A 21,549-nucleotide genomic window follows, 5' to 3' on the forward strand; every position below is an offset into this window, starting at 1 on the left:
AGTTCTTCAGGTCATGTTCACATGATGAAAGGGCAACCATTTTACGTGAAATATCGTGAAATTATTCGCCGAATGACATTTCTCTTCGGTGCATTGTTGGTTTTTCGACTAGGAGCGCATATTCCAGTACCGGGCATTAATAATGCTGCACTTGAAAACCTTTTTAATGCAAACCAGGGCACAATCCTTGGTTTGTTTAATATGTTTTCAGGTGGTGCCTTAGAAAGAATGTCAATTCTTGCCTTGGGGATTATGCCGTATATTTCTGCATCAATTATTGTGCAGTTAATGTCGACTGTGATTCCATCACTCGAAGCTTTGAAAAAAGAGGGAGAGCAAGGGAAGCGTAAGATTAACCAATATACACGTCAAGGTACGTTGCTTTTAGCTTTGGTGCAGGCAACTGGGATGTGCGCAGGTTTGATCAGTCAAGGGATTACCCTTTCAGCTGGTTTAGCCTTCTATGTTCCTGCTGTAACCTCACTGGTTGCAGGTACTATGTTCTTAATGTGGTTGGGTGAACAAATTACCGAACGCGGAGTGGGTAATGGTATTTCCATGATCATTTTCGCTGGTATTGTTGCTGGATTGCCTAATTTAATTATGCAATCTATTTCATCAGTAGATAATGGTCAAACTAGTCTGATTGGCTTGGTTATTTTTGGCTTATTGTCTCTCGGTGTATTAGCAGCAATTGTGTTTATTGAGAAAGCGCAGCGTCGTATTCCAGTAAATTATGCTCAAAAACAACAAGGTCGTCGTGTATTTACTGCACAACAAACGCATTTGCCATTAAAAATTAATATGGCAGGTGTAATCCCAGCAATCTTTGCCAGTTCTTTGCTTTTGTTTCCAGCGAGTTTAGGACAGTGGGTAGGTAGCTCAGATCCGAGTGCAGGTATAATCAAACGCAGTCTTCAAGATTTGGCTCTTTTATTGTCGCCTGGACAGCCGTTGTATTTGGTGCTCTTTGGTGCGTTAATTATCTTTTTCTGTTATTTTTATACGGCGCTAGTATTTAGTCCTAAAGAAGTATCAGAAAACTTAAAACGCAGCGGAGCTTATGTGCCTGGTATTCGCCCAGGTGAGCAAACTGCTCGTTATTTAGATCATATTCTCAATCGTTTGACGTTTATTGGTGCGATTTATATTGCGATCGTGTGTTTAATGCCAATGATTTTGCAAAGTTCTTTTGGTATTCCATTCTATCTGGGTGGTACATCTTTGCTAATTGTTGTTGTTGTTGTTATGGATTTCATGGCGCAACTGCAAGCACATCTCACATCTCATCAATACGATAATCAAACGTTAATGAGAAAAACGACTGCTCATCCGAAGGGATAAGCGCACTTAGAGGTTTCATCATGAAAGTACAAGCTTCTGTAAAGAAAATTTGTGGTAGCTGTAAAGTTATCCGTCGTAATGGGGTTATTCGCGTAATTTGCAGCGCAGAACCTCGTCATAAGCAGCGTCAAGGTTAATCTGATCAAGACCTGTTGATTTCAGTAGGCTAATTAGGTTATTATCCGCCCCTCAAGATTTTTGTGGGGCGGTTGATTATCTCTACTGCCTTTTTGGAGAAAATTGAATGGCTCGTATTGCCGGTGTAAACATTCCGGATAACAAGCATGCTGTTATCTCTCTCACTTATATCTTTGGTATTGGTCGCCACACTGCTAAGAACATCTTGGCTGCTGTTGGTATCGCTCCAACAACAAAGATTCGTGAATTAGATGATGCTCAGCTTGATGCGATTCGTGCAGAAGTTACCAAGGTTCCAACCGAAGGTGATTTACGTCGCGAAATTTCCATGAACATTAAACGTTTAATGGATTTAGGCTGCTACCGCGGTCTTCGTCATCGTCGCAGCTTGCCTGTCCGCGGACAACGCACCAAAACTAACGCACGTACCCGTAAAGGTCCGCGCAAACCTATTAAGAAATAAGATTTCTGGAAGCTAAAAGATGGCTAAAGATACTCGCGCACGCAAGAAGGTCACTCGTACCGTCTCTGAAGGTGTCGCACACATTCACGCTTCTTTTAATAACACCATTGTAACGATCACTGATCGTCAAGGTAATGCATTGGCTTGGGCTACTTCAGGTGGACAAGGCTTCCGTGGATCACGTAAATCAACTCCGTTCGCTGCTCAGGTAGCTGCTGAAGTTGCTGGTAAAGCTGCTTTAGATTACGGTTTGAAAAACTTGGACGTCCTTGTAAAAGGTCCTGGTCCTGGTCGTGAGTCTGCGGTTCGTGCATTAGGTGCAGTGGGTTATAAAATTAACAGCATTACCGATGTGACTCCAATTCCGCACAACGGTTGCCGTCCACCTAAAAAACGTCGCGTGTAAGGAGAAACATTCATGGCTCGTTATATTGGTCCAAAATGCAAACTCTCTCGCCGCGAAGGGACAGACCTGCAATTAAAATCTGGCGTTAAACCATTTGACGTTAAGACTAAAAAACATGCTAAAGCTCCTGGCCAACATGGTCAAAGCCGTGCAAAACAATCTGAGTATTCACTACAATTACGTGAAAAACAAAAAGTACGTCGTATGTACGGTGTTTTAGAGCGTCAATTTAGTAACTACTATAAAGAAGCTGCTCGTGTTAAAGGCGCAACAGGTGAAAACTTGTTGAAATTGCTTGAAAGCCGTCTAGATAACGTTGTTTATCGCATGGGTTTTGGTTCTACACGTGCAGAAGCTCGTCAGCTTGTATCTCACCGTTCTATCACTTTAAATGGTCGTCGTGTTAACATTGCGTCTATCCAAGTTAAAGCTGGTGACGTGATTGCAGTTCACGAAGGCGCTAAGCAACAATTGCGTATTAAAAACGCAGTTGAATTAGCTGCTCAACGTGGTATTCCTTCTTGGATGGAAATTGACCATTCTAAGTTGGAAGGTACATTTAAAGCTGCACCAGATCGTTCTGATTTACCTGCTGAAATCAACGAAAGCTTGATTGTAGAATTGTATTCTAAATAATCCTTGAGGTAGCAATAATGACGCGTACTGCAAATGAGTTTCTAACTCCGCAAGCGATCAAGGTCGAAGCGGTTAGCGGGACCTCGGCAAAAGTTATTCTAGAACCCTTAGAGCGTGGCTTTGGTCATACTCTTGGTAATGCTTTACGTCGCATCCTTCTTTCTTCTTTACCTGGCGCAGCTGTGGTTGAAGTTGAAATTGAGGGTGTTGAGCACGAGTACAGTACTTTGGAAGGCTTGCAGCAGGACATCGTCGAGCTCTTGCTGAACCTAAAAGGATTGTCTATTAAGCTGTTCGATCAAAATGAAGCTTATTTGACATTAGAGAAACAAGGTCCTGGCGATGTTACTGCTGCTGACCTTCGTTTACCTCATAATGTTGAAGTGGTTAACCCTGAACACTTGATCGGTACATTAAGTGCAACTGGTTCATTAAAAATGCGCCTTAAAGTTGCTCAAGGCCGTGGTTATGAAACTTCTGATTCACGTTTCCCAGAAGGCGAAACTCGCCCAGTGGGTCGTTTACAGTTAGATGCTTCTTATAGCCCAATCAAACGTGTGTCTTACATCGTAGAAAATGCGCGTGTAGAACAACGTACTGACCTTGATAAACTGATCATTGATCTTGAGACCAACGGTACAGTTGATCCTGAAGAAGCAATCCGCAAAGCGGCGACAATTTTGCAACAACAAATTGCAATTTTTGTTGACCTTCAGAAAGATCAAGCTCCTGTTGCTCAAGAACCTCGTGAAGAAGTTGATCCAATTTTGCTTCGTCCAGTAGATGATCTAGAGCTTACTGTTCGTTCTGCGAATTGTTTAAAAGCAGAAAATATTTACTACATTGGTGATCTTGTACAGCGCACTGAGGTTGAGTTACTTAAAACTCCTAACCTTGGTAAAAAATCGCTTACTGAGATCAAAGATGTTCTGGCTTCTAAAGGCTTACAGCTCGGCATGCGTTTAGAGAACTGGCCACCAGCTAGTCTCCGTATGGACGATCGTTTCGCCTATCGTAGCCGTTAATTAAGTAGGACTATCACCATGCGTCATCGTAATAGTGGTGTGAAATTAGGCCGTACAAGCAGTCATCGTAAAGCGATGTTCCAAAACTTGGCTAATTCTTTGTTCGAACACGAGTTAATTAAAACTACTGTTCCTAAAGCTAAAGAATTACGCCGCGTTGCTGAGCCTTTAATCACTTTAGCTAAAAACGATACTGTTGCAAACCGTCGTTTGGCATTTGCTCGTACTCGTTCAGCAGCAACTGTTGGTAAATTATTTACCGTTCTTGGCCCTCGTTACAAAGAACGTAACGGCGGTTATCTACGTGTTCTTAAAGCGGGCTTCCGTGCAGGTGATGCTGCACCGATGGCTTACGTTGAACTAGTAGATCGCGAAGTTAACTAATTTCGCAGGATAACTCAGTTGTTCTTAAAAAAAGGTCGGTTTTTAACCGACCTTTTTTATTGTCTTTTGTTTGACAATATTTACTTTTGTCCTGAAATGACATGATTTCTATCTGAATTTACTTAACTTGACATTGATCATTGTCAGATTTGTGTTTTAATAAAATGGAATTATCAGTCAGGTTATAAAAACAACATGGAAAAGCAAATTGATATATTGATTATTGGTGCAGGTATTTCAGGGATTGGTCTAGCTGCTCATTTATCTAAGAATAACCCAAATCGTTCTTATGAAATTATTGAACGACGTGAGAGTATTGGCGGAACATGGGATCTGTTCAAATATCCTGGTATCCGCTCTGATTCTGATATGTCTACCTTTGGTTATAATTTCAAACCTTGGCAGCAATCTAGTGTATTGGCTGACGGAGCTGCAATCAAAGGCTATCTGGCAGAAGTAGTAGAAGAATATCAACTTGCTTCTAAAATTCATTTTAAACACAACGTCATTTTTGCCAATTATGATTCAAGTATTCAAAAATGGGTGGTTGAAATTGAAGATGATCATCAAAAGAAGCAGACTTGGGTGGCCAATTTTATTTTAGGTTGTACGGGTTATTATAATTATGAACATGGCTATCAACCGAAATTTCCGAATCAGCTTGAGTTCAAAGGTGAGTTTATTCATCCCCAACATTGGCCAGAAAATTTAGATTATCGTGGAAAAAAGGTGCTTATTATTGGGAGCGGTGCTACGGCAATCACTTTAGTCCCAGCCATGGCAAAAGGTGGAGCAGGGCACGTGACGATGCTACAACGTTCACCGACTTATATCGCGTCAGTTCCTTCGGTCGATATTCTTTATAATAAAATGCGTAAAATTTTACCTGAAGACCTTGCGTATAAATTGACTCGTGCACGTAATATCGGGATGCAGCGTGGTATTTATGCATTGGCACAAAAGCAACCAAAGCTCTTGCGTAAATTGCTATTAAAATCAATTGAGTTGCAACTGAAAGGTAAAGTCGATATGAAGCACTTTACCCCAAGTTATAATCCTTGGGATCAGCGTTTATGTGTCGTGCCTGATGGTGATTTGTTTAAAATTTTGCTTTCTGGTCAAGCCAGTGTAGAGACAGATTTAATTGAGCGATTTACTGAAAATGGGGTTTTGTTAAAGTCGGGTAAACATCTTGACGCAGATATTATTGTTTCAGCGACAGGCTTGGATATTCAAATTTTAGGTGGTCTCAAAGCAACGCTGGATGGTCAGCCAATCGATACCTCAAAACATATGCTCTATCAAGGGGTGATGGTAAGTGATGTACCGAATATGGCGATGATTATTGGTTATATTAATGCCTCATGGACATTAAAGGTAGATATTGCGGCTGATTATATTTGTCGTTTGATCAATTATATGGATCAAAAGGGTTATGTAGAGGTGATCCCGCAAGGTGATCAAACAGAACTACTTGAAGACACGGTGATGGGAAGTTTAACTTCTGGTTATATTGCCCGCGCAGCGAATGTGATGCCAAAACAAGGCAAGCATGCACCATGGAAAGTCACCAATAACTATTTGGCAGATCGTAAGGAGTTAAAAAATGCAACTTTCGAAGATGCTGTATTAAAGTTTAAGAAAGCATTACCGCACGATCAACGTAAGCCTAAATTGGTCTCTTGAGCTATGAAGTAATCAAAAAAAGGAGCATTAAGCTCCTTTTTTTATGATGTTATAAAGTTCGTGAAATTAGCTCTTTCATAATTTCATTGGTGCCTGCGTAAATGCGATTGGCGCGGTTATCGATATACGCCCTTGCAATTGGATATTCCAACATATAGCCATATCCCCCATGCAGTTGTAAGCACTCATCGACCACTTTAGAAAACATCTCTGAAATTTTGTATTTTGCAGCTGCTGCGGCATCGACACCTAAGTTTTCTGTGAGTTGTAACTGCATACAGCGATCAAGGTAGGTACGACAGAAATCGATTTCAGTTCTGAGTTCAGCTAATTTAAAGCGAGTATTTTGAAAACTGGAAATGCTCTTACCAAAGGCCTGTCGTTCTTTCGTATATTTAACAGTATGTGCAAATGCTGCCTCGGCGCCAGCTTGGCAGATAATAGCAACTAACATGCGTTCCCATGCCAATTCTTTCATCAGCATTATAAAGCCCATGCCCTCGGCGCCAAGTAGATTTTGCTTGGGTACACGAACATTATCAAAGAACAACTCGCAAGTGTCTTGCCCTTTCATGCCGATTTTATGCAGTGGTTTGCCTTTACTAAAACCGACACGGTCAGCTTCAACAATAATAAGTGATAAATTGGCAGAGCCTTTATCACTGTTGCCTGTTTTACAGACGACAATTGCCATGTCGCACAAATAGCCATTGGTAATAAAAATTTTGTAGCCATTAATTATATATTCATCACCATCAAGGACTGCTGTAGTTTTTATCGCTTGCAAATCAGAGCCTGTACCTGGTTCGGTCATTGCAATCGCGGTGACCACTTCACTTGTCGCCATTTTAGGGAGCCAATGCTGCTTTTGTGCTTCATTTCCAAAGTTCAGAATATAATTAGCGACAATGTCCGAATGTAGTGAAAACCCTGTTGCAGAGTCCATCGCATAAGCTTGTTCTTCAATCAGGATCATGCTGTATAGGCGGTCGACACCAGAACCACCATACGCTTCGGGCATGGTGGCACAGAGTAAGCCTAAATGTCCTGCCTTAGTCCATAAGTCCCGATCAACATGTTGTTGTTGTTCATATTTTTCAGTATTGGGGATAACTTCTTGAGTATAAAATTTCTGTACGGTGTCACGGAAGGCTTCATGTTCCGCATTGAACAGTTGACTTGGTAGCATGTGGGGCAGTGGGCGAATGGCTCCAGATTGCATGATGATGTCCTTTAATTATCATTGTGAGGTTGAACTTAAAAGATCTGTTGTGACTTGGGCAATGTGAGCAATGCTCAATTCCATGAAAAAAATGGTAGATTTGGTCATTCAGGGGAAATGTCTCGAAATTTCGCCAATGATTCGGTTAAACTAAGGCACTTCTGTTTGGTCTAGGGGAAATACAATGAGCGAAGAAATGACGCTTGAAGAACGCAAAGTGATTTATCGTGCGCGTCGCGGTTTAAAGGAAATTGATGTGTATTTTGACCCATATGTTCGAAATTATTATTTAGCTGCATCTCCTGAAGAAAAAGCGTTATTTGCAGAATTAGTTGAACAAGAAGACCCTGATTTACTCGATTGGTTTATGGAAGTCGGCGAACCGCCGCGTGCTGAAATTAAGACGTTTATTCTTAAATTAAAGCATTACGTTCATGGCTAATACTGCATATTATTTGAAACGCAGTCGCATGGCGATTGTGTTTCAAATAGGTTTGTTGCTTCTTATTCAATGTTTAGTTTCAGTTTTACTGCCCGTTTGGTTGGCAGTTGTTATTTTGATTATTTTGCTATTTTCATGGTGGATGCAATTTAAGCGCTCTACACTGCATTATTTTCAAGCATTTTCGGCTGATGAATGGTCCATTCAGTCTACAGATCAAGCTGTAAAGCACATGCGGCTCAGGCGAGTGGTTGATCATCATTTTTATATTGTGCTTTATTTCCAACAGCAGTCATCTTGTAGTTATGTCATCTGGTATGACCAACTAACGCTTGTGGAGTGGAAAAAACTGAAATTGTTGGCAAAAATGTTCTAATTGTTAGACAGTTAATAATTTTATTAAATTAATTAAAATATAAAAAACAAATATTTAATATTAATCCATTGATGCGTTGTTAGACAAAAAATAAATTTATTGGCATAAAGTATAAATTGTTAGACAATTTTTGCAGATACATTTGTGTTTTCTCTGTACATTAAAACCACCAAACAGCGAACGAGGAGAACAGTATGATTTTTCCAACGTGGTCGTTTCTAATGGTAGCGATTGTCTTGGCAATTGTTATAGGACGTTTAGGAACTGTGCTGAAGGATCGATTTGCACAAACATAAAGCCCATTGGGCGTTCATTTAATAGGTAGCATGTGCTGAACCGTCGCAATGCTACTTTTTTTTGCCCAAAATTTAATAATCCTGCCGCTAGAGTCAATTTTTCTCTTTATTTTTCATGGCAAAGTAATCCTTTGAATTAGAGTAAATACTCTTTTCTTCGAAAATAGCTTCTGCTATGTTTACTGCGAAGGACACAAACAAAAAATATAGAGGACAGGAAGATGTCGCAAGTCCAGAAAATTGGCCAAGGTATGGCGATTTTAATGATTACAACAAGTGTACTTACAGGATGTTCGCATGTAGTGAAATCTGGCGCGAATGTCGCTTTAGGATTTAGCGAAAAGCATATTGTTCCGCCCATTTTAGCCATGGAAGATGCGGATATGGTGTGTAATTCGGGGAATGCGTTAACACCTGCAATTATGTCGACCCAAGAGATGGGGGCAGACCCGACACGTATTGCAATTTTACTCTATTCTGCTGCGGGCACATGTGCCGAAAACAGAGCACTCGATGCTGAACTCCGTTATTTGCGTGCGTCTAAAGCAGGACAAGTCACAGAAGCACAAGATGCTCGTATTGAGCAAAAACGTTGGTCGGCTGTAGCGGCACAGCGGCAATATGCAGGTTATCAACTCTTAGAGAAGCGCTGGCAAGCCAAGTATAAGCAAGAATTGGGGGAGAGTTGCCCAAAAATGAAAAGTGACATTGATCAGACCGTGTATTTGCTGGGTTTGCTCAGTGGTGTACAAGCCATGACCAATGACATTAATGCAGGTGGTTCGGTGAATGTACCGAAAGATATCGCAGCAATTGTAGAGCGCGGGATGGTTTGCTTGAACAATGAAAAGTTCTGGGGTGCACCAGAAGCAACGCGTGCGGCCATTTGGACCTTACTGCCAGGGGCGGGAGATGGTAAACCAGATCCATACCAAACCCTAAAACAATCCATGCAAATTGGTGAGCAAAAAGGTGTACGCTTATCTCATGCCCTATATGCGGTAGCAGCACAAGCCAGTGGCGATGATGCCAAAATTCGTGATGCCTTAAAACATTTCGTTGCAGCGCGTTCAGATGAAAAGCCTGTTAATCCTCAGTTCAAGTTGATTGATAGTATGGCGGCGAGTATGGTGCAAGGTATTTCAGACCGCTACTGGACGGAACACACAGGCAAACGTACAGCCGATGATGGTATACAGCAATTCTGGGATGAACAGGATGTTAGCTCGGGTCTGGATGATTTATTTAATGCCTCGGAGGATGCTGCAAGTACTGCAAAAGAATAGGCTGTGGCGTGAAACAGAATGAAGCAAAGGATTTGCTGAGAGATCGAGGGAGATGCTGATGAATGTCCCATATTTTGTTCGAAAGGTGGTTTTTATTGCAGGAGTTGCCTCAATATCTGCCTGTTTACAGATTTTTGCAGATTATTTTATCTATTGGCGCCCAGATTTGTTAGAGCAATTCTGGCGTCTTTGGACGGCACATTGGGTGCATGTCGGATGGATACATTATTTGCTGAATATGCTTGCCTTTGCGTGTTTTCCTTTTATTTTTCCTCATGTTCGAATTTGGCAATTGGCTGCATTACTGCTAGTGCTTCCAGTGTGTATTAGCTTAAGTTTCTATTATGCTTTTCCTGACATTGAAGCTTATGCTGGGCTTTCAGGTGTATTGCATGGTGCTTATGTTGCGGTCGCGCTTGTCCATTTAACTTATGCACATGAACGTAAGTTTGCTGCGGGCGTGTTGGGGTTAATTGTGCTGAAGTTAATTTGGGAAAATACAATAGGCAACACCAGCACCGCAGAATTGATAGGAAGTCCTGTTCTGATTGAAGCCCATTTACTTGGTGCACTCTGGGGCATGCTATTAGCTGCCGTCTATTTTCCTTTTCATTTACAGTCACTTCAGCCAAAGAGTTGACATTTTAAGCAGAAAGAAAATAAAAGCAGTCATTTTTTTCAATCTGAAAGTCATGCAGAGTGAAGTTGAAAAATAAAGATAGAACAGAATATGGAGATGTTCTGTTCATAGAGGATCTCTACGTCATCATTGATGATGAGTAAAATAAAAATAGGAACACATATGTATGATGCAGGACAGAAACGGTCTGGATTAGACCTGTTTAAATATATTTGGACAGAATGGATCTCTGCCTTTGTGATTTTGGTGTTACTGGTTTTGACACTGATTATTGGCACAGGTGAAATGATTCATGGACAATTATTGCGGATGGGTGAAAGCCTATATGGTGACCCTGACAAGGGCATGCAATATTCTTTTTTGAGAGCTGAGCCAAGCAAACCCGATTGTGACCGAAATCCTAATGTGGATGCTTTGGTTCAAACACAAATGAAAACCAATGCAGCTGATGAATTTGCTGATATTTTTGGTACAGCATCTGAGTCAGATGTCAGAGCCTCGATTATTGCGGCACGAAATTTATGTGAAGAAAAATATCAGTTTTATGATAAAGCAATGCAACATATGCAGGCACATCCAACCTTAAGAACCTACCGTACCGTGGAAACGACGTTCTTTGGTGTGTTTAAATTTGGTAGCGAGAATCGCGCCATTTTGTTGGTATTGATGGTGGTATTTGCGGCAATCAGTGCAACTTTAAAAACGCACCATATTGGCTTACGTAGCCCGACAACCAAAATTGATTTTCGGGTTTATAGCCTTTTTATGTTGCTGGCAAATGGTTTCCTGGCGGCCTCTAGTTTAAGTCAGTATCACTCTGTACAAAACTCGGGTGTCCCAATGACAGGTGAAATGTTCAGTATTTATTGGATGTGGATCATTTTATTTGGTGTGTTGACAGTCATTAGTTTATTCCAAGTCGTGAAACAACCCCAGCCGACTCAAGAGGGTGGGCGCTTGAGCATGGCATTTTTGAGTGTCCCTTTATATGCCTATATGGCGGTCATCACAGGAGTTGCCTTTACTTTCTTAATGGATTACCCGATGGGGCAAGGGATTTACTTAGGACAATTGGTCGAGTTTTCCAGTATCTTCCTAAATCTTGCGCTCTTTATCTGGGCAGGGATGCTGTTAAAGCAAACTCGAATTGTGGATTTATTCCTGAATATTTTACGTCCATGGAATCTGGCACCTGAGACTTTAACTTGGCTCATTCTGATCGCAGCAGCATTGCCGACAGCTTACACTGGTGCATCGGGGATTTTCGTGATTGCCGCAGGAGCAATCATTTATAAAGAAGTCTGGAATGCAGGTGGACGTCGCCAATTTGCTTTGGCTGCAACAGCCATGTCAGGTTCTTTAGGGGTGGTATTAAGACCATGTTTGTTGATTGTCGTAGTCGCATCACTCAATAAAGAAGTCACCACAGACTGGTTGTATCAATATGGTAGTTATACCTTTTTGCTCACATCAACGCTGTTTTTAGTGGTGTCTTTGTTCCTCGCAGAGCAGAAGTTTCGTATCGCACCCTTGAATATTGCTGCTCCAAAGTCGGTGCGTGCGATTGCACCGGTCTTGCCTTATATTTTAATTTTTGTACTGATCTGGCTGTTTTATAAATATGCGTTATCGACAGATTTGAATGAATTCACAGCCCCAGTCATGATGCCAATCATTCTATTGGTTATGGTGTTATTCGATAAGTTACGCCATGAACCAGCGCCGATTCAAGCTGTAGGGCATTGGGATGAAACGCTGGATTTGAATTATGCATCGTCTACACAACCTGCTATGGCTGGCGCAGATTTACTCAATACAGCAGAATATCGAGAGGGGATTCATCCTGCACATGCAGCAGATGAGCTGGTTGTCAATCATACGGTTCAGCATTCAGAAAAATTAACCCCGATGCGTCAAGTGGGTTTCTGGAAAGCGATGCATATTTCGACCAGTGAAACGGTTGGGCATATTGGGGCGTTGGTCATCCTTATGGCGCTGTCAGTCAGCGTCGGAGGTTTCCTTGAGCGGGTGGAAGTCATGAGCCTGTTCCCAACAGATATTGGTAATATTTATTTGGTTATTACCATGATCGTAGCTTTGATGATTGTCGTTGGTATGATTATGGATCCGTTTGGTGCTGTTATTTTAATTTCTGCAACCGTTGCTCCTGTAGCCTATCAATATGGTATCCATCCTGTACATTTCTGGATGATTACCTTAATTGGTTTTGAGTTGGGTTATGTGACTCCTCCAGTGGCACTTAATCATTTACTGGCACGTCAGTCGATTGGTGATGCAGAAGTGGCTGAAGCCGATGCAGAAGTGCGACATGAATCGTTCTATTATCGATATGAACGTTGGATCTTACCGTTATTGGTATTATTCCCTGCCATGCTTATTATTGCTTATATCCCTTACTTATTTAAATTGTTCGGTTGGTATCATTAAGCGATTCGAATAACAGATAAAGCACCTTCGGGTGCTTTATGTTTTCTTGCGTTGTTGAAATAGGGGGCTACAAAACAGAATGCCAGCTAAGATTAAGCTGAAGCCAATTAAACTGTAATGATCAGGAGTTTCCTGCCAGAAAATATAGCCCCAAGCCCCTGCAAAAATAATGGCAATATAGTTTACAGGACCGATCTGACCAGCGGGTGCCAATTGGTAGGCTTTAGACATAAAAATCTGACTGATGTTCGCTAATACGCCTGCAGTTATTAAAAAACCAAGTTCGTACAGTGTATAAGGTCGCTATAACCAAAACATTGGCAGCATCGAAATGAGCGTGCCAATGAAGCAGAAGTAAAATACAATTCGTTCTGGAGGTTCAGTGCTGGTCAGCGCACGCACAGTGACAAATGCCATTGCTGCTAAAAAGCTTGCGATTAAGCCAATTAGGGAAATTTGGTTAAATAGCCCTGAATCTGGCTTTGCTACAAACAAAACGCCACCTAGCCCAATTGCCGCTGCCAATAACATGGAGTGAGTAATTTTTTCTTTTAAAAATAGCCATGCAATCAGTGGAATAAAGATGGGCGAGGAATAGGTGAAAACCATCGCATTGGAGAGTTTTAAGTGAGCAATTGCATAGAAAAAGCCATACATGGCAATCAGACCAACGACTGCGCGCCAAGTATGCATCCAAATTTTGGTGGTTTTAAAAAATCCCAATCCTTTATTGAATATAATTGGCAGAAAGACGAATAAGCCAATAAAGTTTCGGAAAAAAACGATGGTGGGATTATCTACGCTATGAGAAGCATAACGAATACATACTCCCATCAGCGAAAATAAAAAAGCAGATAGGGTTAAAAAACCAAGCGCTTTGACCAGATTGCGATTGGTTGGGGAGAGGTTCATACGAAAATTCGGCATAATCATAAGCCGATCTATTCTAGCCGAATTTGAAGAAATAAGTTATTGAGCTTGCGCGAGTTGTGCTTCGAGTAACTTAATTTGTTCTTCTTTCAAGGCAATTAGGTCATCTGCATCAGTATGTTGCGCTTTCAATGTTTTCTCTTGTTCATTCAGTTGTGTCTGAATATCATCCAATTTGGCAATTTCTTCTTTGGCCAAGCTGGCATTTTTCGGTACATCTTGTTTTAAAATGGTTTCATCGACCAATTGAATCGGTGCTTCAGCCGTCGTATTTGCAACCGCCGTAGAAGCCGAATTTTCCACCACAGGAGCAGCCTCTTTAACGACTGGTTTTGCAGGAGCATGTACAACTTGCTGCTCAATCTCATGTTTTGGTTGAGGGCTCGACATCCATTGATAAGCTAAAAAGATAGCCACCAATACCACCAGTCCAGCAATAATCCCCATTAAAAGTTTTGAATTTTGTCTTTGATCTAACGTCATGACTTGAACCTTGTTGTTATTCAGGCTGACGAGGTTTGAATTGAATGACCCCAATTTCGTCTGGATGTTCAGGTTCAGCAGACTCGACATGGGTCGGGCGCTTTTCTGTATATTCACACGTTATACATTCAATCCACTCGTCATCCACAGTGATGATTTTAACCACACGATCTAAAGTTCCGCATTTAGGACATTTTGCGCCTGCGATAAACTGTCTTTTCATGTCAGTTAATAACACCCTGTGAACAATAATGACGTAGTTTAAGCGGTTTTATCTGCGTTCGTCCAACCCTGATGGCGTAATAATGCATCTATTTTTGGTTCGCGACCGCGGAAATTGATAAATGCATCAAGTGCCGTATCTTTTCCGCCAACTGCTAGAATAAACTGTCGAAACTCTTTGCCAGTCTGGGTATTGAAAATACCTTCTTTTTCGAAACGATCAAAGGCATCACTGGCTAAAACTTCCGCCCATTTATAAGAATAATAGCCCGCAGCATAACCACCCGCGAAAATGTGACTAAAGCTATGTTGGAAACGGTTATAAGATGCTGTTGGGGCAACGGCATAGTTCTGACGAATTTGATCTAACGTTGTTTGAATGCCCGCTGAATTTAAAGCAGGGGCAGTACGATGGATATTCAGATCAAATAAGGCAAACTCGATTTGACGTAAGGTTTGCATACCAGACTGGAAGAAACGGGCATCGAGTAATGCTTTGAGCAAAGATTCAGGGAGAACAGCTTTGCTTTCAATATGCTCGCTAAGCAAATCCAAACTTTCTTTGTCCCATGTCCAGAATTCCATAAATTGACTTGGCAATTCTACCGCATCCCAAGCAACGCCATGTGTCCCTGCCACAGAAATATGATCGACTTCAGTGAGCATGTGATGCAAGCCGTGCCCAAATTCATGAAATAGCGTGGTGACTTCATCATGGGTGAGCAAAGCCGCTTGTCCTGCAACGGGTGGAGTAAAGTTACATACCATATAGCAGATTGGTTTTTGTAAACCCTGTGCAGTTTGCATGCGTGAGCGGAAACCACTCATCCATGCGCCACCGCGTTTTCCACTTCGCGCATAAAGATCGAAATAGAATCCACCAACCACTTTACCATGATCTTCCAGTTCAAAATATTGTGCATCTGGATGCCAAACTGGAGCTTCACGCTGCACAATTTGAATGCCGTATAAGCGTTCAACAATGCTGAATAAGCCTTGTATGATTTTCGGTGCTGGGAAATAGGGTTTTAAATCTTCCTGAGACAGATTGAATTGCTGAACTTTGAGCTTTTCTGAGTAAAAACCTGTATCCCACGGTTCTAGGTTTTCAACCCCATCTTGTTGTGCAATCGCTTTCAGCTCGGCAATTTCCTGCTCAGCAGGGCGACGTGCATGTTCAGCCAACTCGATTAAAAAGTTGGCGACAGTGTCGACATCAGGTGCCATTTTGCTCGCAAGGGACAATTCTGCATAGTTATTAAAACCGAGCAACTGTGCCATTTCCTGACGTAGGCTCAAGATTTCTTCCATCACCGCCGTATTATCAAATTCAGCTTGTTCTGCCTGATCGGAAGCGCGAGTGGTATAAGCACGATATAATTCTTCGCGCACAGTACGATCTTCTGCATAGGTCATTATTGCCAAGTAAGCAGGAATATCTAAAGTGGCAACTGCTTGTTCAAGTTCACGTTGTTGACCATATTGTTTTAATAATTCAATGCTGCTGGCAGGTAGACCTTTGAGTTGCTCTTCGCTTAAAGGCTTAAAATAAGCTTGAGAGGCATCCAACACATGGTTGGAGAAGTCTGAAGATAACTGTGATAAACGTGCTGAGATTTCAGCATAACGCTTTTTCTCTTCACCTTCTAAGGCAACCCCAGAGAGTTTGAAATCACGTAATGCCAATTTGATGGCACTTTGCTGCGCCGCAGGCAGTTGATTAAATTCTGTCGAATCTTGAATCTGTTGATAGGTCTGATAGAGCACCGTATGTTGCCCAAGCGCTGTGTAATATTCACTTAGTGCAGGCAGTAAAGACTGATAGACATCACGAGTTTCAGTATTATTCATCACGGCGTTCAAATGGGATAACACTCCCCAAGATTCGCTCATGTTATTTTCAAGTTCATCGACTTGGCTCAAGACTTGCAGTTGTGCTGCATGTTGTTCAGGTACGACAGTAAGTTCAGCTAAAAATTGCTGACCGTGTTGAATGGCTTGTTCGATTTGTTGTTTTAAGTCGCTAAGTTGAATTTGATCAAACTGAGGAACAGGTAGTGTTGCTTGATCTAAGTGCATGTGCAGTCGCCATTTCATTTTAAACTTAATCTAGATGTAGGGACTCTTGGGCGGGAAATCAAGTTTTAATTGATCGAGTTTGCTGTTCAGACCTAAATTCAGTCCAAGAGCTAAAAGATTGATCTATATGCTGAGGAATATACAAGACTTTGGCAAAGTTACGGGTCATACATTCCGTTTCCAGAATTTCACCGCTTTTGTATTTTTCTTTGCGATGGCGCCAGATTTCATTCTGTCGATAGTAGTCTTGCCCAATTTTTAAGAAAGCATGCTGTTGTTCAAATACATGATAGACGTAACCCAAATCTGCCGAACAGCGTAGCTCTCCTTCCAAACATTTGTCACTAAACCATAGGCGAATTTGAAAGGTATGCGGCGTTGGATTATAAAATTGATAATCAATATAGTTATAAAAAATCGCGGCACCACTGCCAAAAGGTAAAACTCGTCCTTGATCGGGGAAGGGGTCAAAAGAGTGCTGTGCGCGTTGTACCACCTGTAGTGGACTATGGAGTACCAACCAATGAATCAGATTGGCAATTTGGCAAATTCCACCGCCAATCCCGCCTCGTGCTTGGCCAAAACTCAGCTCCATTCCTTCAACATAGCCTTGGGCTTGTGTAGGTTGTCCAACCAATTGGCAGAAAGAAAATGTTTGTTTGGGCGCAATCAAAATGCCTGAAATACAAGGGCTGGCTATTTTTAGATTAATGACTTTGTTGTGTTGCCAGTGCTGCTCACTGTCACCTAATTTTCGGATTAAAACTGATTGATGCTTTTTAACTCGATAGGGCAAAGGAGTTGGGCACTTTTGTTGAGCATAATCTTGACCATCAGTTTTCCATTGCCAATAGCGTAATGCCCGTCGGGTGCGGGTCGATAAGAAGTAAAACAGTGGATGATACTGGCTAATCGGTTTATTGATAAAACGTCGAATGAATTTCATACTTTTGGAGTAAAAGGTGTTAAGCCTAGAGACTTAACACCTATCTGAAGTTATTCGCTACGCACTTTTGCGTTGGCTTTTTTCTTTTTGGCCTTTTTCTTCTTGGCCTTGTCTTTAGCTTTTACATCAGTCTTGGTTGATGCTTTCTTATCGGCTTTTTTAGCATAAGAACTTGGCTTAGACTTGGCTTTCTTCTTCGCAACAGGTTGATCGCCAGACTCACGTGCTTCAGCAGGCGCTTTTGCTGTGCGAGGATTAAAGGTTTCCTCCTTCACTTGAGCAGTCCCAGCTTTGGCCACTCGCGGTGCACGGCTACGAATCGCACGTCCTGCATGCGTCAATTGTTGAATCAGCTCAAAATCAATTTTACGCTCTTCTAAATTGACACCAGCCACTTTAATTTTAACTTCATCGCCTAAACCAAACGTTTGCCCACGGTTTTGTCCCACTAGACTTTGGCTAACTTGATCAAAGACAAAGAAGTCATCGCCCAATTGACTGACATGTACCATACCATCCACATACAAGTCTTTTAGGGTGACAAATAAACCAAACTCGGCTACCGCAGAAATTACACCGACAAATTCATCGCCCAAGTGCTGTTGCATATAATGACATTTTAACCACATGGTTACGGAGCGAGACGCTTCATCTGCACGACGTTCAGTCTGCGAGAAATGTTCACCTGCATCATCCAATGCCGCACCTGACAGCGGGAATGGCTTGTTGGCTAATTTGGCTTTAATGGCACGATGTAATAGTAAATCTGGATAGCGACGAATTGGTGATGTGAAGTGGGTATAGGCTTCATAAGCCAAACCATAATGTCCCGCATTTTTCGCGCCGTAATAGGCTTGCATCATAGAACGTAATAACACCGCATGAATACTCGGTGCATCAATACGGTCTTTGGTCGCTTCAATTACCGCCTGATAGTCGGCTTGAGTTGGCTGATCGGGGAATTTTAAACCCAATAATTTGACAAAATCACGGACTTTTTGAATGCGTGAGAACTCAGGTGGTTCATGCACACGATACAACATTGGAATATCATGTTCGAGAGCAAACTCTGCCGCAGCCACGTTCGCCAATAACATACATTCTTCAATCAGCTTGTGTGCATCGTTACGTGTACGTGGCAGAATTTCGTTGATACCGCCCAAGTCATCAAAGGTCATATAGGTTTCAACGGTTTCAAATTCCATCGCATGACGTTTGCCACGTAAATCTTTCAGAACTTGGTACAGTTGGAACAGGGTATTCAGTGATTTACGTACGTCACGGTCTTCAGGAACCGCTGCACTATCGCCATCGAAATATTGTGCCACTTGTGTATACGTCAGGCGTGCTTTGGAATGCATGACTGAAGGGTAAAATTCAAAGTCTGTCACGCGACCCGCACGGGAAAGTTTTAAATCACAGACCATACATAAACGGTCGACATGGGGATTTAAAGAACATAATCCATTCGAGAGGGCTTCGGGTAACATTGGCAAAACAAAGTGAGGGAAATAAACTGAAGTTCCACGCTCTTGCGCTTCATCATCCAGCGGTTTTCCAATACGCACATAATGACTGACATCGGCAATGGCAACCACCACACGATAGCCTCCGCCAGAACGTTTTTCAGCATACACAGCATCATCAAAGTCTCGGGCATCTTCACCATCAATCGTGACTAAAGGCAAGTCACGTAAGTCGATGCGACCTTCACGATCTTTGGCCGTTGGCTCTTTAAAGCTTTCCGCTTCTTTGAGGACTTCTTCTGGAAATTCGTAAGGTAAACCAAATTCTAAAATGGTTTGCGGAATAATGATTTCAGTATCCGCTTTGTCTGCCATAGATTGAATCACGTGGCCTGTGGCAAATTCTTCGCGGGTTGGATAATCATCAATCGCAATACGAACTGAATCGCCCAGTTTAAGTTTGGCATGCTCAATTAACTCTTTTTCTAGAGTAATCGGCTGATGCGCATTCGGATTTGCAGGTTGAATAAAGTATTCACCATCGTGTTGCGAGACTTTACCGATAATTTGTTTGACGCGACGTTGTACAACTTCAGAAATAAAGCCCCAAGCTTTACCTTTACGGTCGACCGAAGTTTGTTGCACTTTTACCCGATCACCATTAAACACCTGACGGAGTTCACGTTCAGGTAAGAGTAAATCGTCATGACCTGCAATACTGGCCGTACCAAAGCCTTTACTGTTGATATAAACCGTGGCTTCATGGCTGGGTTGATCTGCCATACGTTGAAATTTAAAGCCATCTTTCATCAGTTGACCATCACGTACCATCGCAATCAGTCGGTGGCTTAGCGCATCAATGCTCTTTTGATCGGCAATTTGGAAGTGTTCCACTAAATCGGCATGTGATTGTGGCGAGTTTAATTGTTCTATGGTTTCTAAAATGAGCGTACGGCTCGGAATAGGATTTTCGTAGCGTTCAGCTTCCGCTTTGGCTTCAGGATCGACCCAATTTTTCATCATGGATTTGGTTTTGTGTCAGAAGATAGGATTAGCATAAGACATGCAGCGTCAGACTGCACGTAAATGATTGCAATAATGTGTTTTTCCACGAGCAATAGTGGTCAGCAAGCTAAATTTAGTAAGTGAAAAGTGCTGGTGTAGGATAAATTCTGCTCAAATCTGAGTAAATTGTTTAAAAAATATTTAATTGAGCAAAATAATGCAAAAAAAATAGCAGCTGTGCTTGCAGTACTAGGGTTAAGTTTGTATTATGGCGGCACGTTACGGTGAGATGGGTGAGTGGCTGAAACCACATCCCTGCTAAGGATGCATACGGGCAACTGTATCGAGGGTTCGAATCCCTCTCTCACCGCCAACTTTACTTATGTCGCGCTCATAGCTCAGCTGGATAGAGCACTTGGCTACGAACTAAGGGGTCGGGAGTTCGAATCTCTCTGAGCGCACCAATGAGTAAACTGTATGTAACGTATCGCCTGAATTGGCACACAAGTAATGCGCTCATAGCTCAGCTGGATAGAGCACTTGGCTACGAACTAAGGGGTCGGGAGTTCGAATCTCTCTGAGCGCACCAACTTGAACAATTAACCGCACATGTTGCGGTTTTTTTGTGCGTGAAATTTATAAAAATAGTAGATTAAATAATATGAACCTTGCACTTTCTGATTTCGATAACACCATTACCCATTCCGACAGTTTTAGTCATTTTTTAAAATATTCATTGTCCTATCGAAAACAGTTATTGGGTGGCTTAAAAGTAGCACCATGGCTGCTTGGTTTTCGCATGGGCTATGTCAACGATCAGCAAATTAGAATCCGACTTTGTCGTGCTGCTTTTAAAAACTATCCTGCCATAATGCTTGAGCAACAAGGTCAGCAATTTTCGAAAACAATTTTGCCCAATTTAATGAATAAACATACGCTGCAACAACTTCTGGCTCATCAACAAAAAGGAGATCAAGTGGTGGTGGTCTCTTCTTCTTTGGATGTGTATTTAAGCCACTGGTGTCAGCAACAGAGCATTGATCTGATCTGTAATCAGTTAGAAGTACAAGAGGGCTGTTATACAGGAGAGTTACAACAGGGGGATTGTGGATATATGGAAAAAGCTAAGCGTATACAACAGAAGTATTGTTTAAGTGATTTTGATGCTGTGTATGCCTATGGGGATAGTCCGAATGATAATGCTATGTTAGCATTAGCCGATTACAAGTTTTATCAGGGAAAAGAAATAAACTTTTTGAATGAGTTGTCGGTTTAAGAAAATAATTTGCTTAATAACTACACATTCAGAATCATTTTTTGAAAAAAGACTAGGTATTTTAAAATAACTGCGTATAATGCCCAACCATCAAGACGTCGCGCTCATAGCTCAGCTGGATAGAGCACTTGGCTACGAACTAAGGGGTCGGGAGTTCGAATCTCTCTGAGCGCACCAACTTGATTGCATAGATCATTTATCTGTTCTATCGCATAAAAAAGAAACCGCATTTATTGCGGTTTTTTTTGTGCCTAAAATATCGTAAAAGCATGTCGTTTTTGTGAAAATTCCAAAATCTGTTGTCGCTGAGTATTGGTGAAAAGCATAAAGAAAATCGGAAATTTGGTGTA

20 protein-coding genes, 4 tRNA genes and 1 pseudogene are annotated in these 21,549 nt (G+C 41.7%); 18 read left to right on the forward strand and 7 right to left on the reverse strand.

From position 1 onward, the window contains the following. The first annotated feature begins 24 nt into the window (after positions 1-24). From secY to MP622_RS16075, 8 genes are all read left to right on the forward strand, one after another. Positions 25-1,344 (forward strand): preprotein translocase subunit SecY, encoded by a 1,320-nt coding sequence (gene secY / locus MP622_RS16040; protein WP_171284999.1) that lies wholly within the window; start codon positions 25-27, stop codon positions 1,342-1,344. A 20-nt stretch (positions 1,345-1,364) separates the two neighbouring features. Beyond that, the gene (gene rpmJ / locus MP622_RS16045) at positions 1,365-1,481 is read left to right on the forward strand and encodes a 50S ribosomal protein L36 (RefSeq protein WP_000867907.1); all 117 of its coding nucleotides are present in this window, start codon (positions 1,365-1,367) and stop codon (positions 1,479-1,481) included. Between the two features lie 107 nt (positions 1,482-1,588). Then, a complete protein-coding gene (gene rpsM / locus MP622_RS16050; protein ID WP_016168588.1) occupies positions 1,589-1,945 on the forward strand; it encodes a 30S ribosomal protein S13 in 357 nt (118 codons plus the stop codon). 19 nt (positions 1,946-1,964) lie between these two features. Beyond that, on the forward strand, positions 1,965-2,351 hold the full coding sequence (rpsK, locus tag MP622_RS16055; RefSeq protein WP_004281491.1) for a 30S ribosomal protein S11: 387 nt from the start codon (positions 1,965-1,967) through the stop codon (positions 2,349-2,351). A gap of 12 nt (positions 2,352-2,363) precedes the next feature. After that, positions 2,364-2,987, forward strand: coding sequence for a 30S ribosomal protein S4 (rpsD, locus tag MP622_RS16060; protein WP_016168587.1), 624 nt, complete (start codon positions 2,364-2,366; stop codon positions 2,985-2,987). 17 nt (positions 2,988-3,004) lie between these two features. Beyond that, positions 3,005-4,012 carry a DNA-directed RNA polymerase subunit alpha gene (gene rpoA / locus MP622_RS16065; RefSeq protein WP_016168586.1) on the forward strand — a complete coding sequence of 336 codons (1,008 nt, stop codon included), beginning with the start codon at positions 3,005-3,007 and terminating at the stop codon, positions 4,010-4,012. Positions 4,013-4,030: 18 nt separating this feature from the next. Beyond that, a complete protein-coding gene (gene rplQ / locus MP622_RS16070; RefSeq protein WP_016168585.1) occupies positions 4,031-4,396 on the forward strand; it encodes a 50S ribosomal protein L17 in 366 nt (121 codons plus the stop codon). Positions 4,397-4,591: 195 nt separating this feature from the next. Beyond that, complete coding sequence (locus MP622_RS16075; RefSeq protein ID WP_243791792.1) at positions 4,592-6,082, forward strand: NAD(P)/FAD-dependent oxidoreductase; 1,491 nt, start codon at positions 4,592-4,594, stop codon at positions 6,080-6,082. Between the two features lie 49 nt (positions 6,083-6,131). Here the strand turns inward: MP622_RS16075 and MP622_RS16080 are convergent, their stop codons facing one another. Further along, positions 6,132-7,304: an acyl-CoA dehydrogenase family protein gene (locus tag MP622_RS16080; protein ID WP_243791794.1), complete on the reverse strand. Its 1,173-nt coding sequence runs from the start codon at positions 7,302-7,304 to the stop codon at positions 6,132-6,134. Positions 7,305-7,488: 184 nt separating this feature from the next. Between MP622_RS16080 and MP622_RS16085 the strand changes: the two genes are divergently transcribed. From MP622_RS16085 to MP622_RS16105, 5 genes are all read left to right on the forward strand, one after another. Beyond that, entirely contained in the window at positions 7,489-7,746 is a 258-nt protein-coding gene (locus MP622_RS16085; RefSeq protein WP_016168582.1) for a succinate dehydrogenase assembly factor 2, read from the forward strand. Beyond that, positions 7,739-8,122: a hypothetical protein gene (locus MP622_RS16090; RefSeq protein ID WP_044739617.1), complete on the forward strand. Its 384-nt coding sequence runs from the start codon at positions 7,739-7,741 to the stop codon at positions 8,120-8,122. Before MP622_RS16085 ends, MP622_RS16090 begins: the two co-directional genes overlap by 8 nt. Before the next feature lie 517 nt (positions 8,123-8,639). Further along, positions 8,640-9,704, forward strand: coding sequence for a hypothetical protein (locus MP622_RS16095; protein ID WP_243791796.1), 1,065 nt, complete (start codon positions 8,640-8,642; stop codon positions 9,702-9,704). Between the two features lie 58 nt (positions 9,705-9,762). Then, positions 9,763-10,344, forward strand: a complete 582-nt coding sequence (gene rrtA, locus MP622_RS16100) for a rhombosortase (RefSeq protein WP_151504339.1) — start codon at positions 9,763-9,765, stop codon at positions 10,342-10,344. A gap of 162 nt (positions 10,345-10,506) precedes the next feature. Further along, complete coding sequence (locus MP622_RS16105) at positions 10,507-12,792, forward strand: TRAP transporter large permease subunit (RefSeq protein ID WP_243791798.1); 2,286 nt, start codon at positions 10,507-10,509, stop codon at positions 12,790-12,792. A 36-nt stretch (positions 12,793-12,828) separates the two neighbouring features. On the opposite strand, the pseudogene MP622_RS16110 reads toward MP622_RS16105, so the two are convergent. From MP622_RS16110 to rnr, 6 genes and pseudogenes are all read right to left on the reverse strand, one after another. Then, positions 12,829-13,704, reverse strand: a pseudogene (locus MP622_RS16110) (DMT family transporter). Positions 13,705-13,761: 57 nt separating this feature from the next. Next, the gene (locus tag MP622_RS16115; protein WP_044739613.1) at positions 13,762-14,205 is read right to left on the reverse strand and encodes a hypothetical protein; all 444 of its coding nucleotides are present in this window, start codon (positions 14,203-14,205) and stop codon (positions 13,762-13,764) included. 16 nt (positions 14,206-14,221) lie between these two features. After that, a complete protein-coding gene (locus MP622_RS16120; protein WP_243791800.1) occupies positions 14,222-14,428 on the reverse strand; it encodes a YheV family putative metal-binding protein in 207 nt (68 codons plus the stop codon). Between the two features lie 38 nt (positions 14,429-14,466). Beyond that, the gene (locus MP622_RS16125) at positions 14,467-16,524 is read right to left on the reverse strand and encodes a M3 family metallopeptidase (RefSeq protein WP_243791801.1); all 2,058 of its coding nucleotides are present in this window, start codon (positions 16,522-16,524) and stop codon (positions 14,467-14,469) included. A 40-nt stretch (positions 16,525-16,564) separates the two neighbouring features. Further along, on the reverse strand, positions 16,565-17,452 hold the full coding sequence (locus MP622_RS16130) for a VanW family protein (protein WP_243791803.1): 888 nt from the start codon (positions 17,450-17,452) through the stop codon (positions 16,565-16,567). A 50-nt stretch (positions 17,453-17,502) separates the two neighbouring features. Continuing rightward, a complete protein-coding gene (gene rnr, locus MP622_RS16135; RefSeq protein ID WP_243791805.1) occupies positions 17,503-19,941 on the reverse strand; it encodes a ribonuclease R in 2,439 nt (812 codons plus the stop codon). A 265-nt stretch (positions 19,942-20,206) separates the two neighbouring features. Between rnr and MP622_RS16140 the strand changes: the two genes are divergently transcribed. The 5 genes from MP622_RS16140 (at position 20,207) to MP622_RS16160 (ending at position 21,376) form a co-directional block, all read left to right on the forward strand. Further along, a tRNA-Ser gene (locus MP622_RS16140) sits at positions 20,207-20,296 on the forward strand. A gap of 14 nt (positions 20,297-20,310) precedes the next feature. Next, a tRNA-Arg gene (locus MP622_RS16145) sits at positions 20,311-20,387 on the forward strand. A gap of 48 nt (positions 20,388-20,435) precedes the next feature. Then, positions 20,436-20,512, forward strand: a tRNA-Arg gene (locus tag MP622_RS16150). A gap of 72 nt (positions 20,513-20,584) precedes the next feature. Beyond that, positions 20,585-21,199 carry an HAD-IB family phosphatase gene (locus tag MP622_RS16155; protein ID WP_243791806.1) on the forward strand — a complete coding sequence of 205 codons (615 nt, stop codon included), beginning with the start codon at positions 20,585-20,587 and terminating at the stop codon, positions 21,197-21,199. A 100-nt stretch (positions 21,200-21,299) separates the two neighbouring features. After that, positions 21,300-21,376, forward strand: a tRNA-Arg gene (locus MP622_RS16160). Positions 21,377-21,549 lie beyond the last annotated feature (173 nt).

It is taken from the genome of Acinetobacter sp. PK01, from assembly GCF_022819285.1.
Classification (GTDB): domain Bacteria; phylum Pseudomonadota; class Gammaproteobacteria; order Pseudomonadales; family Moraxellaceae; genus Acinetobacter; species Acinetobacter tandoii.

Excerpts from the sequence above, each read along its gene's own strand:
- secY (WP_171284999.1), top strand. The coding sequence starts at position 25 with ATGAAAGGGCAACCATTTTACGTGAAATATCGTGAAATTATTCGCCGA.
- rpmJ (WP_000867907.1), top strand. The coding sequence starts at position 1,365 with ATGAAAGTACAAGCTTCTGTAAAGAAAATTTGTGGTAGCTGTAAAGTT.
- rpsM (WP_016168588.1), top strand. The coding sequence starts at position 1,589 with ATGGCTCGTATTGCCGGTGTAAACATTCCGGATAACAAGCATGCTGTT.
- rpsK (WP_004281491.1), top strand. The coding sequence starts at position 1,965 with ATGGCTAAAGATACTCGCGCACGCAAGAAGGTCACTCGTACCGTCTCT.
- rpsD (WP_016168587.1), top strand. The coding sequence starts at position 2,364 with ATGGCTCGTTATATTGGTCCAAAATGCAAACTCTCTCGCCGCGAAGGG.
- rpoA (WP_016168586.1), top strand. The coding sequence starts at position 3,005 with ATGACGCGTACTGCAAATGAGTTTCTAACTCCGCAAGCGATCAAGGTC.
- rplQ (WP_016168585.1), top strand. The coding sequence starts at position 4,031 with ATGCGTCATCGTAATAGTGGTGTGAAATTAGGCCGTACAAGCAGTCAT.
- MP622_RS16075 (WP_243791792.1), top strand. The coding sequence starts at position 4,592 with ATGGAAAAGCAAATTGATATATTGATTATTGGTGCAGGTATTTCAGGG.
- MP622_RS16080 (WP_243791794.1), bottom strand. The coding sequence starts at position 7,304 with ATGCAATCTGGAGCCATTCGCCCACTGCCCCACATGCTACCAAGTCAA.
- MP622_RS16085 (WP_016168582.1), top strand. The coding sequence starts at position 7,489 with ATGAGCGAAGAAATGACGCTTGAAGAACGCAAAGTGATTTATCGTGCG.
- MP622_RS16090 (WP_044739617.1), top strand. The coding sequence starts at position 7,739 with ATGGCTAATACTGCATATTATTTGAAACGCAGTCGCATGGCGATTGTG.
- MP622_RS16095 (WP_243791796.1), top strand. The coding sequence starts at position 8,640 with ATGTCGCAAGTCCAGAAAATTGGCCAAGGTATGGCGATTTTAATGATT.
- rrtA (WP_151504339.1), top strand. The coding sequence starts at position 9,763 with ATGAATGTCCCATATTTTGTTCGAAAGGTGGTTTTTATTGCAGGAGTT.
- MP622_RS16105 (WP_243791798.1), top strand. The coding sequence starts at position 10,507 with ATGTATGATGCAGGACAGAAACGGTCTGGATTAGACCTGTTTAAATAT.
- MP622_RS16115 (WP_044739613.1), bottom strand. The coding sequence starts at position 14,205 with ATGACGTTAGATCAAAGACAAAATTCAAAACTTTTAATGGGGATTATT.
- MP622_RS16120 (WP_243791800.1), bottom strand. The coding sequence starts at position 14,428 with ATGAAAAGACAGTTTATCGCAGGCGCAAAATGTCCTAAATGCGGAACT.
- MP622_RS16125 (WP_243791801.1), bottom strand. The coding sequence starts at position 16,524 with ATGAAATGGCGACTGCACATGCACTTAGATCAAGCAACACTACCTGTT.
- MP622_RS16130 (WP_243791803.1), bottom strand. The coding sequence starts at position 17,452 with ATGAAATTCATTCGACGTTTTATCAATAAACCGATTAGCCAGTATCAT.
- rnr (WP_243791805.1), bottom strand. The coding sequence starts at position 19,941 with ATGATGAAAAATTGGGTCGATCCTGAAGCCAAAGCGGAAGCTGAACGC.
- MP622_RS16155 (WP_243791806.1), top strand. The coding sequence starts at position 20,585 with ATGAACCTTGCACTTTCTGATTTCGATAACACCATTACCCATTCCGAC.